At 62.6% G+C, this 17,453-nt stretch carries 12 protein-coding genes; 5 read left to right on the forward strand and 7 right to left on the reverse strand.

Translation table 11 applies throughout. From position 1 onward, the window contains the following. Window position 1 precedes the first annotated feature (1 nt). Window positions 2-1,180, reverse strand: a complete 1,179-nt coding sequence (locus AC6I8P_RS16325; protein ID WP_498031178.1) for an isochorismate synthase — start codon at window positions 1,178-1,180, stop codon at window positions 2-4. Window positions 1,181-1,359: 179 nt separating this feature from the next. Between AC6I8P_RS16325 and fepB the strand changes: the two genes are divergently transcribed. Continuing rightward, entirely contained in the window at window positions 1,360-2,325 is a 966-nt protein-coding gene (gene fepB / locus AC6I8P_RS16330) for a Fe2+-enterobactin ABC transporter substrate-binding protein (RefSeq protein ID WP_498030780.1), read from the forward strand. Here fepB and entS read toward each other — a convergent pair. Continuing rightward, a complete protein-coding gene (gene entS / locus AC6I8P_RS16335) occupies window positions 2,320-3,570 on the reverse strand; it encodes an enterobactin transporter EntS (protein ID WP_211725230.1) in 1,251 nt (416 codons plus the stop codon). The two genes, fepB and entS, sit on opposite strands and share 6 nt — an antisense overlap. A 146-nt stretch (window positions 3,571-3,716) precedes the next feature. Here entS and fepD point away from each other — a divergent pair, with 146 nt between their 5' ends. Genes fepD through AC6I8P_RS16350 form a run of 3 tightly spaced genes read left to right on the forward strand, consistent with a single transcriptional unit; the run spans window position 3,717 to window position 6,480 of the window. Continuing rightward, window positions 3,717-4,706 carry a Fe(3+)-siderophore ABC transporter permease gene (gene fepD / locus AC6I8P_RS16340; RefSeq protein WP_058759585.1) on the forward strand — a complete coding sequence of 330 codons (990 nt, stop codon included), beginning with the start codon at window positions 3,717-3,719 and terminating at the stop codon, window positions 4,704-4,706. Beyond that, a complete protein-coding gene (gene fepG, locus AC6I8P_RS16345) occupies window positions 4,703-5,686 on the forward strand; it encodes an iron-enterobactin ABC transporter permease (RefSeq protein WP_125309462.1) in 984 nt (327 codons plus the stop codon). The genes fepD and fepG overlap by 4 nt, the downstream gene beginning before the upstream one ends. Further along, entirely contained in the window at window positions 5,683-6,480 is a 798-nt protein-coding gene (locus AC6I8P_RS16350) for an ATP-binding cassette domain-containing protein (RefSeq protein WP_148099269.1), read from the forward strand. Before fepG ends, AC6I8P_RS16350 begins: the two co-directional genes overlap by 4 nt. A gap of 80 nt (window positions 6,481-6,560) precedes the next feature. Here AC6I8P_RS16350 and AC6I8P_RS16355 read toward each other — a convergent pair whose 3' ends face one another. Both AC6I8P_RS16355 and fes read right to left on the reverse strand, forming a co-directional pair. Beyond that, on the reverse strand, window positions 6,561-10,445 hold the full coding sequence (locus tag AC6I8P_RS16355) for an enterobactin synthase subunit F (RefSeq protein WP_498030781.1): 3,885 nt from the start codon (window positions 10,443-10,445) through the stop codon (window positions 6,561-6,563). Then, entirely contained in the window at window positions 10,438-11,712 is a 1,275-nt protein-coding gene (fes, locus tag AC6I8P_RS16360; protein WP_498030782.1) for an enterochelin esterase, read from the reverse strand. Before fes ends, AC6I8P_RS16355 begins: the two co-directional genes overlap by 8 nt. 262 nt (window positions 11,713-11,974) lie before the next feature. On the opposite strand from fes, the gene AC6I8P_RS16365 reads away from it, so the two are divergent. Continuing rightward, a complete protein-coding gene (locus tag AC6I8P_RS16365) occupies window positions 11,975-14,251 on the forward strand; it encodes a TonB-dependent siderophore receptor (RefSeq protein ID WP_498030783.1) in 2,277 nt (758 codons plus the stop codon). 6 nt (window positions 14,252-14,257) lie between these two features. Here AC6I8P_RS16365 and pmrB read toward each other — a convergent pair whose 3' ends face one another. From pmrB to dacB, 3 genes are read right to left on the reverse strand one after another with little or no spacing between them, the layout of a single operon-like run. Beyond that, complete coding sequence (gene pmrB, locus AC6I8P_RS16370; protein WP_021507712.1) at window positions 14,258-15,319, reverse strand: two-component system sensor histidine kinase PmrB; 1,062 nt, start codon at window positions 15,317-15,319, stop codon at window positions 14,258-14,260. Further along, complete coding sequence (gene pmrA / locus AC6I8P_RS16375) at window positions 15,316-15,978, reverse strand: two-component system response regulator PmrA (protein WP_021507711.1); 663 nt, start codon at window positions 15,976-15,978, stop codon at window positions 15,316-15,318. The genes pmrB and pmrA overlap by 4 nt, the downstream gene beginning before the upstream one ends. Then, window positions 15,978-17,411 carry a serine-type D-Ala-D-Ala carboxypeptidase gene (gene dacB / locus AC6I8P_RS16380; protein WP_031279733.1) on the reverse strand — a complete coding sequence of 478 codons (1,434 nt, stop codon included), beginning with the start codon at window positions 17,409-17,411 and terminating at the stop codon, window positions 15,978-15,980. Before dacB ends, pmrA begins: the two co-directional genes overlap by 1 nt. Window positions 17,412-17,453: the final 42 nt, after the last annotated feature.

Genomic DNA, 17,453 nt, shown 5'->3' on the forward strand with positions numbered 1-17,453 from the left:
TTTATTGCAGTCCAAAAGCGCGCAACATGGTGTCCAGCTTCACACCCGTTTCACGCCATTCTGATTCCGGTTGTGAGTCGGCGACGATGCCAGCGCCGGCAAACAGCCGCACGCGCGTGCCGTTTACCGTTCCGCAGCGAATGGTCACCACCCATTCGCCATTGCCTTCGCTGTCGCACCAGCCGACGATGCCGCCAAACAGCTGGCGATCAAAGGGTTCGAGCTGCTGAATCAGCTGCTGTGCGCGGGCGTGCGGGAAGCCGCTCAGGGCTGGGGTTGGGTGCAGCAGCGCAGCCAGCGACAGCGCGTTTTCGCGCTCATCCTGCACTTCGCCATCGATTTGCGTCGCCAGATGCCACAGCGTGGCGGTGGTGATCAGCGACGGCACGGTAGGCACTGACAGCAGGCGGCTGCGCGGCTGCAGCGTGCTGCGCATCGCGTCGGTCACCAGCTGATGTTCGTGGCGATCTTTGGCTGACGCCATCAGGGTGTTACCTGCCGCGCGATCGGCGCTGACATCGTCATGATGGCGGCGCGCCGAGCCGGCCAGCGGGCAGGAGGAGAAATCGCGTCCCTGTTTGCGCAGCATCAGTTCCGGGCTGGCGCCCACCAGCGCACCGCCTTCCGCCAGCGGCAGATGGAAATGGTAGCTATTGGGATTTTGCGCGATCACGCGCTGCATCAGCGCGGCGGTATCCACCGGCTGCTCCGTGACGATATCCATCAGGCGCGACAGCACCACTTTGTCCGGATCGCCGCGCTGGATGGTGGCAACGGCGTCGGCCACCATGCGGGTAAACACTGCGTGATCCGGTACTGCCGTCCGCCGCCGCACTGCCGGCAGTTCGCTCTGCTGCGCCGGTAACGCCTGTTGCAGGTCGGCGCGATTAAAGCTCTGCCAGGATTCGGGTATGAACAGCGATGCTGGCTGGCTGACGTCAAACGGAATCGCGCCCACCAGCAGCGGATTGGCGATCCCCTGCTTTTTCGCCGCGGCAAAGTGCTGGCGCAGCTGCTGTTGAAAGTCGCCCTGCAGCAGCGCGGCATCGCCCACCGGCGTGTTGATCGTGGTATAGCACCCCTGGGTGGCCAGGCTGCGCCATGGCGAGGTGAAAAGGAAACCGCGGCACAGCGCGGAAAAATCCTTCAGCCAGGCATTTTCAAACGTGGAGCTTTCCACCATAATTTTCACCTATAAATGATAAGATTATTAAGAATGATTATCATTTTTATTATGGCTCTGTAACCTACGTCGAAAGGGGCAAAGAGTCAATCCATTCGCGGGATTTACCGTGCTGTCAGACGTAAGCGGCGGCTGACGCCGGGCCAGGCATTAAGCTAAAAGGTGGATCAAAACTTATGAATAAATGCGGTTTATGGGGCATGGCTGTCCTGTTGTTCATTTTCCAGTCGCTGTCAGGGACAGCGCGGGCCGACCAGGGCTGGCCGCGCAGCGTACAGGGCGCGACCGGAACGGTAACGCTTAACCAGGCACCACAGCGCATTGTCTCCACCAGCGTCACGCTGACCGGCTCGCTGCTGGCGATTGACGCGCCGGTCATCGCCTCAGGCGCGACCGCACCGAAAAGCCGCCTGGCCGACGATCAGGGCTTCTTCCGTCAGTGGGGCGAGGTGGCAAAGCAGCGCCACGTTAAGCGGCTGTATATTGGTGAACCGAGCGCCGAGGCGATTGCGGCGCAAGCCCCGGATCTGATCATCGTCAGCGCCACCGGTAATGACTCCGCCCTGAAGCTGGTCAGTCAGCTGTCCGCCATTGCCCCCACGCTGGTGGTCAACTACGACGATAAGAGCTGGCAGGATGTGGTTACGCTGCTGGGGCAGGCCACCGGCCATGAAGCACAGGCGGCGCAGTGCGTAAAAGAGTTCGACGATCGCGAAGCGGCGCTGAAGCAGGCCATTACGCTGCCACCGCAGCCGGTCTCCGCGATGGTATGGAACGGTGATGGCCGGGCGGTGAATCTGTGGACCGCCGCATCGGCGCAGGGCAAACTGTTGCAGCAGCTCGGTTTTTCCCTGGCGCAGCCGCCGGCTGACACGCAACAGGGGCACAGTATGGGCCAGCGCAAAGACATTATTCAGCTCTCGGGCGAGAATCTCGCCGCCAGCCTGACCGGTCACAGCTTCCTGCTCTTTGCCGGCGATGACAAAACCGCGCAGTCAGTGCTGAGCAACCCGTTCCTGGCGCAAAACGCGGCGGTGCGCGATAAGCAGGTCTATGCGCTGGGTATCGACACCTTCCGCCTGGATTACTACAGCGCCAGCAATCTGCTGACGCGTCTGCATCAGCTGTTCGTCAAATCATGATGTTTGCTGCGCCAGCACCGGCGCGGGCGCCTGATAGCGCCGTAATCCTTTCATCATCAGCCACATCATGACGCCAAGCAGTGTCGCGGCACAGCCAAACGCCGCGGCAGCCTGCGCCGGCAGCAGCCACGAACCGAGGGCACCAATCAGCGCGGCGCCGAGGGCATCGCCGCACACGTTCTGCGCCGTCCACAGGCTGTTGATGCGGCCCAGCAGATGATCCGGCGTCAGCAGCTGAATCATCGCGTATTGCACCAGGCTGTTGATGGCACTGAAATAGCCGAAGCCCGCCAGACACAGCAGCGCCAGCCACAGCGTCGGCATCAGGCTGAACAGGCCCAGGGCGACGAAACCGGCCACGGCACTGCCCAGCACCAGCCGCCCAGGGCGCGCCGCCTGTTTCAGCCTGCCGCTGGTAAATGCACCCACGGCGGCACCGAGCGGCACGGCGGCGTACAGCATACCGAGCTGGTCGGCGCTGACTGACCAGTGCGGTGCCAGCGCCGGGTACAGCACGCGGATGGCGCTGGCCAGCGTTACCAGCGCACCGGTCAGCGCCACCATGCCGACCAGCGGGCTGGCGAACAGGAATTGCACGCCGGTTGCCAGCGCCCGCAACGGATGCTCGCGCGGCTGCGGAGGCGGGGGCAGCGCAGGCAGCTTTAGCAGCGTCAGTACCGTCAGCAGCGTGCCGAAGGCGGTCAGTCCGTAATTCCACAGCACGCCGCCGTGCGCGATCACCACACCAGCAATTGCCGGCGATAAAATCGAGCCGAAGCGCACCGTCAGCATGGTAATGGCACCGGCCTGCATGATGTTTTCGCGCCCCACCAGCGCTGGCGTAGCGGCCAGCAGCGCCGTGACGCCAATCGCACCAAAAAAGCCGTCCCACAAGCCCAGCAGATAGACCGCCAGCAGCGAAGGCGCGGGCAGCGCGGCATTTATCGCCAGCGCGACAAAGCCCAGCCCGCAGGTGGTGCGGGCAAGCAGGATCAACGTCTTACGCTCATAGCGATCGGCCAGCACGCCGCCGGTCAGCAGGCCAGTAAACATGCCGGCAGCGGACAGTGTGACGGCGAGGCCCACCAGCAGCGGGGAATGGGTCATCTGCTGAATCTGCACCGGCACGGCAACGGCCAGCATACCGAGCGCCACAATCGAGATAAAACGCGCAATAAACACCGCGCGAAACGCCGCGTGGGTTTTCAGCAATGAGAGATCGATAAAGTGAGAGGGTTTGTTCATTGTTTCGCCTTTTTGCACCAATTTTCCTCATCATCCGCGAGGCGACTCATGGTAACATAGGCAAACGCGAGTAATAACGATAACAAATATCATTATCACATTACGTTGCACTGCAACGACGTCGAACAGTGAAGGTTTAGAACGCTATGCGCCAGATCCGTGCATTAGCAGGCTCAGGGATTCTGCTTTTGCTCCTCATGGCGCTCAGTCTGATGCTGGGTGCCAAATCAATACCGCTTTCCGATGTGTATCACGCTCTCACCGCCTCCTGCTCCAGCGCGGAGTGCATCATCGTGCGCGATGCGCGCCTGCCGCGCACGCTGGCCGGTTTGCTGGCTGGCGTGGCGCTGGGGCTGGCTGGCGCGCTGATGCAGAGCCTGACGCGTAATCCGCTGGCCGAGCCGGGCATTCTGGGCGTGAACGCCGGTGCCGGTTTTGCCATCGTGCTCGGCATCGCGCTGCTGGGGGCGGACTCCCCGCTGCAGTGGCTGACGCTGGCCTTCAGCGGCGCACTGCTGGCGGCGCTGCTGATGACGGTGATTGGCGCGATGGGCGGCGGGCGCGTCAATCCGGTGCGTCTGACGCTGGCGGGCGTGGCGCTGGCGGCGGTACTGGAGGGCTTAACCTCCGGCCTGTCGCTGCTCAATCCGGACATTTACGATCACCTGCGCTTCTGGCAGAGCGGCTCGCTGGATATCCGCGATTTCAGCGTGTTGCGTACCCTGAGCCCGGCGGTGCTGGCCGGTGCGGCGCTGGCGCTGGGTCTGGCGCAATCGCTGAACAGCCTGAGCATGGGCGGCGATATGGCGGCGGCGCTGGGCACGCGCGTGGTGCGCACTCAACTGCTGGGCCTGCTGGCGATTGCCTTACTGAGCGGCGCGGCGACTGCCGCCGTCGGACCGATCGCTTTTATCGGCCTGATGACGCCGCATTTTGCCCGCTGGCTGGTGGGCAACGATCACCGCTGGCTGCTGCCGGCGACGGCGCTGATCACCCCGGCGCTGCTGCTGGCGGCGGATATTCTGGGGCGGATGATGGTGGCAGGCGAACTGCGTGTCTCAATAGTGACCGCCATCCTTGGTGCGCCGATGCTGATTTTGCTGGTGCGGCGCCAGCGCGGGCGAGGTGGACTATGACGCGGCGCGCCTGGTTGCATGGCAGCTGGCTGCTATTAGCGTGTGCGCTGCTGACATGGCTGGCGCTGACGCGCGGTGCGCTGCCGATTACGGCGGAGCAGGTGTGGCAGGCGCTGCGCGGGCAGGGAGCGGCCAACGTGCAGCTGATTGTGGTGGAGTGGCGGCTGCCGCGCGTGCTGATGGCGCTGCTGATCGGTGCGGCGCTGGGTGTCAGCGGGGCAATTTTTCAGTCGCTGCTGCGTAACCCGCTCGGCAGCCCGGATATTCTCGGCTTCAATACCGGCGCTTACAGCGGTGTGCTGGTGGCGCTGGTGCTGTTCAATCAAAGTATTGCAGCGATGACCGGGGCCGCGCTGATCGGCGGTATCGCGACGGCTGCGCTGGTGTATCTGTTTGCCTGGCGCAACGGGGTGGAAACGTTTCGGTTAATCATCGTGGGCATTAGTGTGCGCGCGCTGCTGATGGCGCTCAATGCCTGGCTGATTATCAGCGCTTCGCTGGAGTCGGCGCTCAGCGCCGGGCTGTGGAGCGCCGGCTCGCTTAACGGCATCACCTGGACGAAAACGCCGCCGGTGGTGACGGTGCTGTTGCTGTCGCTGCTGCTGGTGGCGCTGTTAACGCGCCGCATGCGTCTGCTGGAGATGGGCGACGACACCGCCTGCGCGCTCGGCGTGCCGGTGGAGCGCAGCCGCCTGTGGCTGATGCTGCTGGGCGTGCTATTGACCGCGGCGTCCACCGCGCTGGCGGGGCCGATCTCGTTCGTGGCGCTGCTGGCACCGCAGATTGCGCGCCGGCTGAGCGGCGGGGAAAAAGGCGCATTATGGCTGGCGGCGCTGTGCGGCGCGCTGCTGTTGTGCGCCGCCGATTATGCCGCGCAGCATCTGTTCCTGCCTTATCAACTGCCGGTTGGCGTGATTACCGTCAGCCTGGGCGGACTCTATCTGATTGCGTTACTGGTGCGGGAGGCGCGACGCCAATGATCGATATTCCTTCACGGCTGCATGGCGAAGGCCTGACGCTGGGTTATGACAAAAAGGTAGTGGCGGAAAATCTGTCGGTGGCGATTCCGCAAGGGGAGCTGACCGTGATTATCGGCCCTAACGCCTGCGGTAAATCCACCCTGCTGCGCACCCTCAGCCGCCTGCAGGCACCGCTGAAAGGCGACGTGCTGCTGGACGGCGAGGCGATTGCACGTTATCCCACCAAAGAGGTGGCGCGCCGTCTTGGCCTGCTGCCGCAGAGTTCAAACGCACCGGCGGGCATCAGCGTGAGCGAGCTGGTGGCGCGCGGACGTTATCCGCATCAGTCACTGTTTGGCCGCTGGCGCGCAGAGGATGAAGCGGCGGTACAGCAGGCGATGCTGGCCACCGGCGTGGCGGACCTGGCGCAACAGGCGGTCGATACCCTGTCCGGCGGGCAGCGTCAGCGCGTATGGATCGCCATGGTACTGGCGCAGCAGACGCCGCTGCTGCTGCTGGATGAGCCCACTACCTGGCTGGATATTACCCACCAGATTGAGCTGCTTGAGCTGATGCAGACGCTCAATCAGCAGCATGGCCGCACGCTGGTGGTGGTGCTGCACGACCTTAATCACGCCTGCCGCTACGCCACTCATCTGATCGCCATGCGTCACGGGAAGATCATTGCCGAGGGCAAGCCTGGCGAGATTGTGACGCCAGCACTGATTGAGCAGGTGTACGGATTACGCTGTGTGATTGTTGAGGATCCGGTGGCGCATACGCCAATGATTGTGCCGCTGGGGCGCGGGCGCTAAGGCGGAAGAAAGGGCTGTTGTTTAAACGTTTTCTGCCATACGTTTCCCTCTCCCGCCGGGAGAGGGTGAGGGCAAAACCGCTACGCCAGCAACTGCTGCAACAGCGGCCCGATCTGCTCAAACATGCGAGGCGAGATAATCTCGACGTGGGCACAATCCATCGGCCACACCGTCAGCTCACCGACATAGGGCGCCCAGGCGCGGCGCGCATCCTGGCCTGGCTGCTGCGTCTGTTCGGCGAGGAACAGCGTAGCGCGGCCGCCGAAGCGTGCGCTGCGCGCCGTGGCCAGCAGACGCACCGAGCTGGCGTAGTTGGCTTCGATGGTATCGAACATGGCCTGCATCTCTTCTCCGGCCTGATGGCGCTGCGCGGCGATAAACTGTTCGCGCTCGCGATTCACCTCCTCCAGCACCGCCGGATCCAGCACATTCTCGCCGCGCTTCTCATCCCAGTTCTGCGTTTCCGGCGGCCAGGTGTCGAGCAGGCCAAGGAAGGCGACCTCTTCACCCGCCGCTTCCAGCCGGGCAGCAATGCCCTGCGCCAGCGTACCGCCCAGCGAGTAGCCGAGGAAATAGTATGGCCCGTGCGGTTGTACCTCGCGCAGCGTGCGCAAATGCGCCTCACAGACCTCATCGAGGTGCGCGCTCTGATTCAGCGGTCCCTGCGTGTCAGGCGACTGAATGCCGACCAGTGACCAGCGTGGGTCAAGGTAACGCTGCAGCACGCTGAACTGCCAGGCGAAGCCGGACGCCGGGTGGAAGCAGAACAGCGTCGGTCCGCTGCCTTTACGCAGCGGCAGCACCGCTTCAAAGCCCGCCTGCTGATGGGATTGTCCATCGCTCAGCAGCGCCGCCAGTTTTTCCACCGTCGGGGCGATCATGATCTGCCCAACCGAAACCGGCAGCTGGAGCTCGCGGCGCAGCTGCGCGGCCAGGCGCATCGCCAGCAGCGAATGGCCACCGAGCGCAAAGAAATCATCCTGCGCACCGATCGTGTCGCAGGCCAGCAGGCGGCAGAACGCTGCGGCCAGCGTGCTCTCTAAACCGGGCAGTGGCGCGCGCCCCTGGCGCTGCGTGGTGCTCTGCGGCAGCGGCAGCGCTTTGCGATCCAGTTTGCCGTTGCTGCTGAGCGGCAGCGCCTCCAGCTGGACGATGGCCACCGGCACCATGTGCGCCGGTAGCTGCTGTGCCAGCGCGTGACGCAGTGCGTCGCCATCCACCGGCTGAGGCGCCACCACGTAGCCCACCAGCTGACGCGCATCGCCCTGTGCCGTCGCGCTACCCAGCACCACCGCATGCGTCACCGCCTGCTCAATGCCGGGCTGGGCGCACAGCGCATGATCGATTTCGTTCAGCTCAATGCGCTGACCGCGGATCTTCAGCTGGTCATCGCTGCGTCCGAGATACTCCACCGCACCGTTGTCCAGCCAGCGCGCTACGTCGCCGGTCAGGTACATGCGCTCGCCAGCGGCGTACGGGTCGGCGATAAAGCGGCTGGCGGTCAGCTCCGGCCGGTTGAGATAGCCGTGCGCCAGCTGAATGCCGGTAAGATAGAGATCGCCGGCCATGCCCGGCGGCACCGGCTGCATTTGCGCATCAAGAATGCGCAGGCCGGTGTTCCACACCGGGAAGCCGATCGGTACGCTCGGGCCATCGACGGCGGCGAGCGCCGCGCCATAAGCCGGATACCAGCTGACATCAACGGCCGCTTCGGTTGGCCCATACAGATTGTGCAGCGGCACGCGGGTCAATGTTTCCCAGCTGCGCGACAGATCGGTAGGCAATGCTTCACCGCTGCAGAACACGTTGCGCAGGCTGGCGCAGCACGCTATCGCGGCCGGGTGGTCGAGCGCCGCGACAAAGGCCGCCAGCATCGAGGGTACGAAATGCGTGGTGGTGACTTTGTAGCGGGCAAACAGTTGCTGTAAGGCTTCCGGATCGCGGTGTGCATCCGGCGGCGCCATCACCAGCTGCGCGCCGACCAGCAGCGGCCAGAAGAACTCCCACACCGAGACATCAAAGCTGCTCGGCGTTTTCTGCAGCACTACGTCATCCGCCTGCAGCGGATAACGATCCTGCATCCACAGCAGGCGATTAACGATCGCCTGATGGCCGACCAGCACGCCTTTCGGCCGGCCGGTAGAGCCGGAGGTATAGATGATGTACGCGCCATCCTGCGGCGTCGGCGCGCTGGCCGGGGCCGGTGCATGTTCGGCATTGTACAGGGTGTCAAAGTGCAGCTGACTGACCGGCGCGATGGCGCGGAAGCGGGCACTGAGCGCGGCAGTGGTAATCAGCGTTTTGGGCGCGGCGTCTTCCAGCATCAGCTGGAGCCGCTCGTCCGGATAGCCGGTATCCAGCGGCAGATAAGCGGCCCCGAGCGTCACAATCGCCTGCAGCGCCAGCGACAGCTGCACCGAACGCGGCAGCGCCACGGCGACGATATCACCCCGCTGCACGCCGGCCGCACTGAGATCGGCCGCCAGCGCGAATACCTGCTGCTGCATCTGGCGATAGTTCAGCTGGTGCTGCGCATCGGCCAGCGCCGGTGCGTCCGGGGTGCGCTGCGCCTGCTGCGCCAGCAGCGACGCCAGGGTTTCCGCCGGCAGCGGATGGGCGGTCTGATTGATGGCCGCAATCTGCTGCTGCTCCGCTGGCGTCAGCAGATCGAGCTCGCCCAGCGCGCGCTGCGGCTGCGCGGCCAGCTGGCTGAGCAGCAGGGCAAAGCGGCTGGCATGGCGCTGCAGCGTCTCCGCAGCATAGCGCTGCGCGTTCGCCAGCAGCTCCAGCGTCAGATCGCCGTGCTCGCTGAGGTAAATCGCGATTTCCAGATCGCGCACCGGGCCGGAGGCCAGCTGATGCGTGATGCCTTCAATGCCGGCGAAATCGAGCTGGTAGTCAAACATCTTCAGGTTGATCACCGGGCCATACAGCGGATCGCTATCGCCGAGGCGGCCGAGATCGCGCTGCACCTGTTCAGCATCGTAGCGCTGATGGCGGCGCATTTTTTTCACTTCCGCGGCCAGCTGAGCGGCGAGATCGCCGAGCGTTTGTCCCGGCTGGTAATGCACCGCCATCGGCAGCACGTTGATCACCGGACCGGTGGCGCACAGCGCGGCGGAGCCGATGCGGCGCATGAAGATGAAGCCGGCAGCAAAATCATTTTGTCCGCTGAGACGAGCCAGCCACAGCGCCACCAGCGCAAAGGCCAGATCGGCGGCGCTGTGCTGTGGATGCTGGCTGGTCAGCGTCTGGAAGCGGTGACGATCCAGCGTAACGCTGTGACGCAGCAGATCGGTGCTGGCGCTCTGACCGGCCAGCGGCAGCGGCGACAGCGAGGCGGGCGCGGGCAGGGCGCGGCCTTTTTCGCGCCAGAATTCGCCGTCACGGGTGTAAGACGCCGATTGCTGATAGCGCTGATACTCGTCAACCACGGCGCTGAACGGAATAAACGGTGTCGGCTCAGGCGGCTGCTGCTGTACGGCGGCGCTGTACAGATTGGCGATGCGGCGCGTCAGCGCGGTAAAGCTGAAGCCATCCACCACCAGATGGTGATAGCGCTGATACCAGAACCAGTGCTGTTCGCCGAGGCGGAACAGACGATGGTGCCACAGCGGTGCGCCACTCAGCACACGCAGGTCGCCCTGCATATCGGCACGCATCAGGGCGCGCGCGGCGGCTGCGGCATCCGCTTCGCCGCGCAGATCAACGATGTCTGGCAGGCTGAAGGTCTGCGGCTGCGGCCACTGTAGCGGCTCGCCGTCGATTTCGCCGAACGCCATATTCAGGGTATCGGCTTCCTGCATGCCATCGACGATGGCCTGCGCCAGCAGCGCACTGTTGATGTCGCCGCGCAGTTCGACAAAGTGCGCGACCGCGAAGGCGTTGTGATGGCGGCTGAGCTGGTCGGCGATCCAGATGCCAGGCTGCGCTGCCACCAGCGGCAGAGTTTGTTGGTCAATCATAGTGTCGTTCATCAGAGAATTTACTGTCGCTCCGGTTCACGTCTGGCGTGATGAATGAATTTGGATTGCGCCACAAAGCTTGCAGACCGTCGAGCAGGCCACCGCGCCAGCACAGCGCGTCATGCCCGCCCTCTACCGACTGGTAATGCACCTGATAGCCGGCAGCGGTAAGTTGTTGTTGTAATTGTTGATTGGCTTGCAGAATCAGGCCTTCACGCTGGCCTGCCTCCAGCCAGAAACGCAGCGGCTGGCGAGGTGCCAGGCCATGGTCCAGCGCCTGCAACAGCCAGCCATGCGGGTTACCGCGCTCCGGCCACCAGAAGGAGCCGGACAGGCTGAGCGCATTACCAAAGGTGTGAGGAAAGTGCAGCGCGGCAAACACCGCGGCCAGACCGCCGAAGCTTTGTCCGGCAACCAGCGTGCGCGCCGGCTGCGCATCGTACGGCATCCAGCGTGCCACCTGCGGCAACAGCTCCTGCTGCACCGCCTGCCAGAATTGCGGATTGCATGGCAGCTCGCGGCTGCGGTGTTCGCGATCGATGATGTCGATAAACAGGTAGACCGCCGGCGGCAGCTTGCCCGCGGCGGTCAGCTGCTGCAGCGGGCCGGCGATCGGCATCTGCTGCGCCCAGAACTGACCATCGAGCAGTATCGCCAGCGGACGCGGGCCGTGCTGCGCCTCGCCTGTGGCGTACAGCCACACGCGGCGACGATTGCCGAGCAGCGCGCTGTCCCACTGCTGCTCCAGCAGCGTCAGCGCCGGGGCGCGGCCCTCATCCACCGCACGCCACACCTGCTGGTCGGGCGCGTCAGGCAGGTGCAGCGGTGACACGCCCATGCCGCGTCCGCCGGACCAGCTGCGCAGCGGATTGAGCGCATCGGCCTGCGCGGCAGGGAATTTTTCGCGCCACCAGTGGCGCAGCGCATGCATGTCAGGCTCGCCGCTGAAATCGCTGGCCTGCCGATCCGGCATCAGGCAGTAGCTGCCGCGCCAGTGTGACGGCAGCACGGTTTGCCAGTACCAGACATCGCTACTGGCGACGCGCATCAGCGATTGCGGCGGGCGCCGCTGGTGGTGATCGGTCACGCCGGTGATGTTGATCCACACGCGCTGGGTGCGGGAGGTGGTTTCATTGCCTTGCGGATCGCGCCAGAAGAAGGTCACCAGACAGGTACCATCCTGCTGCGGCTCAATGCGCGGAATGCCCTGAGTCTGTTGCTCCTGCCACCAGGCTTCGCTACCAATTCCATCATTTCGCCAGGTCATAGGGGCTGCCAGTCGCCGTCTGTACGGGGAGGTTTACATAGGATTGATAAATAATACTATTGATAATTATTTGCATTTGCAATATGGTGACTGCGCTCAAAATGAGCACGCACGTTCCGTCTGGCACCCGGTAAGTCATGGGATTCAGCAAAGGATGGCCCTGCCAGGTGTGAACGGCTGCGCGATAAAGACAGGGATCTTCTCACCGGCTCGCCAGTCACTCCGCTGTGGCGCAGAACTGGCCTTCCAGGAATGAAAAAAAATGAAGCATTACTCGCGGTTAACCTTTGCTATTTTGATTGAACTGGGGCTCAGCGCCTCATTGCTCTCCGGCAATGCCTGGGCAGCAGAGACTTCCGGCAAGACCACTTCCAGCAATACCTCTTCTCCCGACGCCAGTGCGATGGACGGCGGCACCTTGATGGTGACGGCCCAGCAGCAGACGCTGCAGGCACCGGGGGTTTCCACCATCACCGCCGATGAGATCAAAAAGCATCCGCCGGCGCGCGATGTCGCCGAAATTATTCGTACCATGCCAGGCGTCAACCTGACCGGCAACTCGACCAGCGGCCAGCGCGGCAACAACCGGCAGATCGATATTCGCGGCATGGGACCGGAAAACACGCTGATCATGGTGGACGGCATGCCGATCACCAGCCGTAACTCAGTGCGTCTCGGCTGGCGCGGCGAACGTGACACGCGTGGCGATACCAACTGGGTGCCGCCGGAAATGATCGATCACATCGACGTGATTCGCGGGCCGGCCGCGGTGCGCTACGGTAACGGTGCGGCGGGTGGTGTGGTTAACATCATCACCAAAAAGTACAGCGATCAGCAGTGGCACGGTTCGTGGAATACCTACTTCAACGCGCCGGAACACAAATCGGAAGGGGCGACCAAACGCACCAACTTCAGCCTTGAAGGGCCGCTCGGTGACGACTTCAACTTCCGGCTGTATGGCGGTTTAGCCAAAACCCAGGCCGACGCGTACGACATCAATGAAGGACATGCGGCAGCGCGCACCGGCAGCTATGCCGGCAGCTACCCGGCAGGCCGCGAAGGTTCGGTTAACAAAGATATCAATGCGTTGCTGAGCTGGGCGTTTGCCCCTATGCAGACGCTGGAGCTGCAGGCCGGTTACAGTCGTCAGGGCAACCTGTACGCGGGCGATACGCAGAACACCAACACTAACGCGCTGGTGAAGAGCCTGTACGGCGATGAAACCAACCGTCTGTATCGCCAGAATATTTCACTGAAATGGACCGGCGCGTGGGATAACGGCATTAGCACCAGCAGCTGGGCGCGCTACGAGAAAACCCGCAATACGCGCATTAATGAAGGTCTGGCGGGTGGCACGGAAGGGATCTTCTCCAACAGCGGGTTCAATACCATCCAGCTGGACGATGTGCTGCTGCACAGTGAAATCAGCCTGCCGTTTGAGCTGGGCGTCAATCAGACCGCAACGCTGGGCACCGAGTGGAACCAGCAGCGCATGAAAGATCCTTCGTCGACCACCCAGGCCGCCAGCAACGGTGCCGTGCCAGGCATCGCCAGCACCGGCCGCAGTCCTTATGCCCAGGCGGAGATTTTCTCCCTGTTTGCCGAAGACAACATGGAGCTGACCGACAGCACCATGCTGACGCCGGCGCTGCGCTTCGATCATCACTCCATCGTTGGCAACAACTGGAGCCCGTCGCTTAACCTGTCACAGGGGCTGGGCGATGACTTCACGCTGAAGATGGGGATTGGCCGGGCCTACAAAGCGCCGAGTCTGTACCAGACGAACCCGAACTACCTGCTGTACAGCAACGGCCAGGGCTGCGCCGCCAGCACCGGCGCCTGCTATCTGCAGGGTAATCCGAATCTGAAAGCGGAAAACAGCATCAATAAAGAAGTTGGGCTGGAGTGGAAGCATGAAGGTTATCAGGCCGGTCTGACCTGGTTCCGTAACGACTACCGTAACAAGATTGAAGCTGGCTATGCGCCTTCAGGTAAAGCCTCTAACGGCACCACGGATATCTATCGCTGGGAGAACGTGCCGAAAGCGGTGGTGGAAGGGCTGGAAGGTACGGTCAATGTTCCTTTCTCTGACAGCGTGATGTGGAATAACAACTTCACCTACATGCTGCAGAGCAAGAACAAGGAGACCGGTGATCGTCTGTCGATCATTCCGGAGTATACGCTGAACTCGACGCTGAGCTGGCAGGCAACGCAGGATCTGTCGCTGCAAACCACCCTGACGTGGTACGGCACCCAGACGCCGAAGAAGTACGACTACAAAGGACAGCCGGTGACCGGCAGCGCCACCGACAAAGTGAGCCCGTACTCGATTGTCGGCCTGAGCGGTACTTACGATATCAATAAGTACGCCAGCGTGACGCTGGGCATCGATAACCTGTTCGATAAGCGCCACTTCCGTGAGGGCAATGCGCAAACCACCGGTAACGCCACCACCGGCGCTTATCTCTACGGTGCCGGTGCCAATACCTATAACGAATCAGGCCGTACTTACTATATGAGCCTCAACACCCACTTCTGACGGCGTTCAGCCAATCAGTTGCGTTGGCAAACAGCAGCGGGCGACCAGTCCGCTGCTGTCTTCGCGGTTGACCAGTTCCAGCCTGCCGCGATGCATCTGCACAATACGCAGCACAATGTTCAGGCCCAGGCCGCTGCCGCCATAGCGTTGATCGCGCCGCCGGAACGCCTGCGTCAGCTCTTCTGCCGCATCGGCATCAATACCCGGCCCCTGATCCCACACTTCAACCCAGACCTGCTGTTGCACCTGACGCAGCTTCACCTGCACGCTGCTGCCTTCCGGACTGTAGCGCGATGCGTTCTCCAGCAAATTACGCAGCATCAGGCGCAGCAGCACCGCTTCACCCTGCTGCGGCACATCGTCGCCGTCTGGCCAGTGCAGCGTCTGCTGACGCTGGGCATACAGTTCAGCCATCTCCGGCATCAGCGGCTGCATGATGTCACGCTGCCACTGTAGCTGCTGATAGTGGCCGCCCGCCAGCGCCTGACCGGCGCGCGACAGCATCAGCAGCTGTTCGACGGTGTGCATCAACTGGTCGATACGCTCAATCAGCATGGCGCTTTGCGGCACCTGCTGCTGATGCAGAAGCTCGAGATGCAGGCGAAGCCCGGCCAGCGGCGTACGCAGCTCGTGCGCGGCGTCGGCGGTGAATAATCGCTCCTGCTGCAGCGTGTGGTCGAGACGGGAAAACAGCTGGTTGATAGAGGAGGTGACCGCAACGATCTCATCCATCTCGGAGTAAATCGGCAGCGGCGTCAGGTTGTCGGCAGAGCGGTGGGCAAGGCTGTCCTGTAGTGATTTGAGCGGACGGATAATCCAGTTGATGGCCCAGAACGACAGCAGCAGTGTCAGGCTTACCATCACCAGCGAAGGCAGCAACAGCGAAGCGATGGCCTCACGGATCTCATTCTCCACGCGATCGTTACGCGCCTGGGCCGACAGGGTTTCATTGACGAGGAAACTGATCTGTTCGCGGCTTTCATGCCACAGCCAGATGGCGCTCATCACCTGGCAGGTGAGGAGAATCAGCGCCAGCATGATCAGTAACCGCTGACGCATGCTGTTCATTCGCGCAGTTCCAGCCGGTAGCCAACGCCGCGCACGGTTTTGATGCGATCTTTCCCCAGCTTGCGGCGCAGATTATGAATGTGGACTTCTAAAGTGTTGGAGCCGGGATCGTCGTTCCAGCTGTAGAGATCCTGCTGCAGCGTTTCGCGATGCACATTTTGCCCCACGCGCATCAGCAGGCGAGTGAGCAGGGCGAACTCTTTGGGGGTGATCTCCAGCGGCAGATTCTCCAGCAGCACCTGCTGCGAGCTGAGATTGAGCGTCAGATCGCCCTGCTGCAGCAGGTTGTCGCTGTGCCCCTGATAGCGGCGGATCAGCGCGCGCACCCGCGCCTGCAGTTCTGCCAGCGCAAACGGCTTGACCAGGTAATCATCGGCACCGGCGTCCAGCCCGTCGACGCGATCCTCCAGCGCATCGCGCGCGGTCAGGATCAGCACCGGCACCGCGATGCCGTCTCGCCGCCACTGGCGCAGCAGCGTGGCGCCATCGCGATCCGGCAGACCGAGATCCAGCACGATCAGGCTGTACTGGCTACTGCGCAGCAGGGCGTTGCTTTCCGCCGCGCTGCCAGCGCAATCCACGGCGTAGCCCTCGCTGCTCAGCGCCTGCGCCAGCCCCGATTGTAACAACGCATCATCTTCAACGATCAACAGTTTCATTAGTTGTTCTTGTTAATGTCGGTATAGAGCCGGCTCTCAAAGCGCACCAGCGGAATCCGCCGCGTTTTCTGGTCTTCCGGCGGTACCGCATAGCCAGAGAGGAACTGGACAAAGGCCACGCGCGCACCGCTCGACGTGGTGATGAACCCAGCCAGATTATAGACGCCCTGCAGCGAACCGGTTTTTGCCGACACTTTGCCATCCAGCCCCGCTTCGTGCAGACCGCCGCGATACTGCAGCGTGCCGTCATAACCCGCCAGCGGCAGCATCGAAATATAATTCAGCGTGGCGTCATTTTTGGCGATGAACTGCAGCACCTGCATCATAGTATCCGGCGCGATCAGGTCGTGACGCGACAGGCCGGATCCATCCACCTGAATGCTGTTGCCGAGGTCGACGCCGGCTTTTTCGCGCAGCACACGCCTGACCGCATCCGAACCGGCGCGGAAGGTGCCCGGCACGTTAAAGTAGTGATGGCCGATGGTGCGGAACACGGTATCGGCGATCATGTTGTCTGACTTTTTCAGCATGGTGTGCAGCAGGTTGTGCAGCGGTGCGGACTGCGTCGAGGCCAGCACCGTACCCGGTGACGTCACCTGCGTCTGGCGCACTAAATGGCCGCTGTAATCAATATCGGCGTCGCGCAGCTGCGCTTTAAGGATCTCGCCGGCCCACGCGGCGCCATCCTGCACGGCAAACGCCAGGGGCAGCGGTTCCGCACGCTGGCGCATACAGCCGGTCAGCGTGTAGCGATTGAGCTCGCCGGGCACCACGTCCAGTTCGCAATACTGCCCGTCACCGCTGTTGCGTCCGATCGTGCGCACCTGGCTGAACATGTGCGCCGGATAGTAAGAGGCGATGCGCACAAAGGCGTTTTCGCCGGGCGTATTGGCACTGTAGAGCGAAACCGAGAAGCAGTTTTTATCAACAATCGCCGCACCTGGCGGGGCGCTGAAGCACTGTGTCAGATCGTTCCACGGCCAGCCTGGCGCCATATCGTGACTGGCGAACACCGAGGTGTCGATCACCAGATTGCCCTTGATATGGTTGATGCCCTGCTTTTTCAGCGCCGCCACCATATTGCGCAGATCCTGGCGGCTGAGCGTCGGATCGCCGGCAAAACGCGCCACAAGGTCGCCATTTAAGGTGCCATCGCTGACCGCGCCTTTGGTCTCCAGCGTGGTCTGAAAACGGAAGTCCGGGCCCAGTTCCAGCAGTGCCGCCAGCGCGGTGATCACTTTCATGGTACTGGCCGGCAACGCCATCTGTTTGCCGTGATAGTCGATTATCGGGGTGGATGCGCCCACTTTTTGTACCATCAGCGCCAGGTTTGCGCCGTCTGGCAAATACTGCATGTATTCTTCAACGGGTGCTGCTTGTGCCTGCAGCATAAACGCACAGGTTAATCCGGTAACAAGTCGTGAAAATCGCATAATCTCGCGGTAACTGACGGGTGAAGGCGTCAATACTATGTC

This window comes from gamma proteobacterium symbiont of Lampromicra miyakona, from assembly GCF_059730895.1.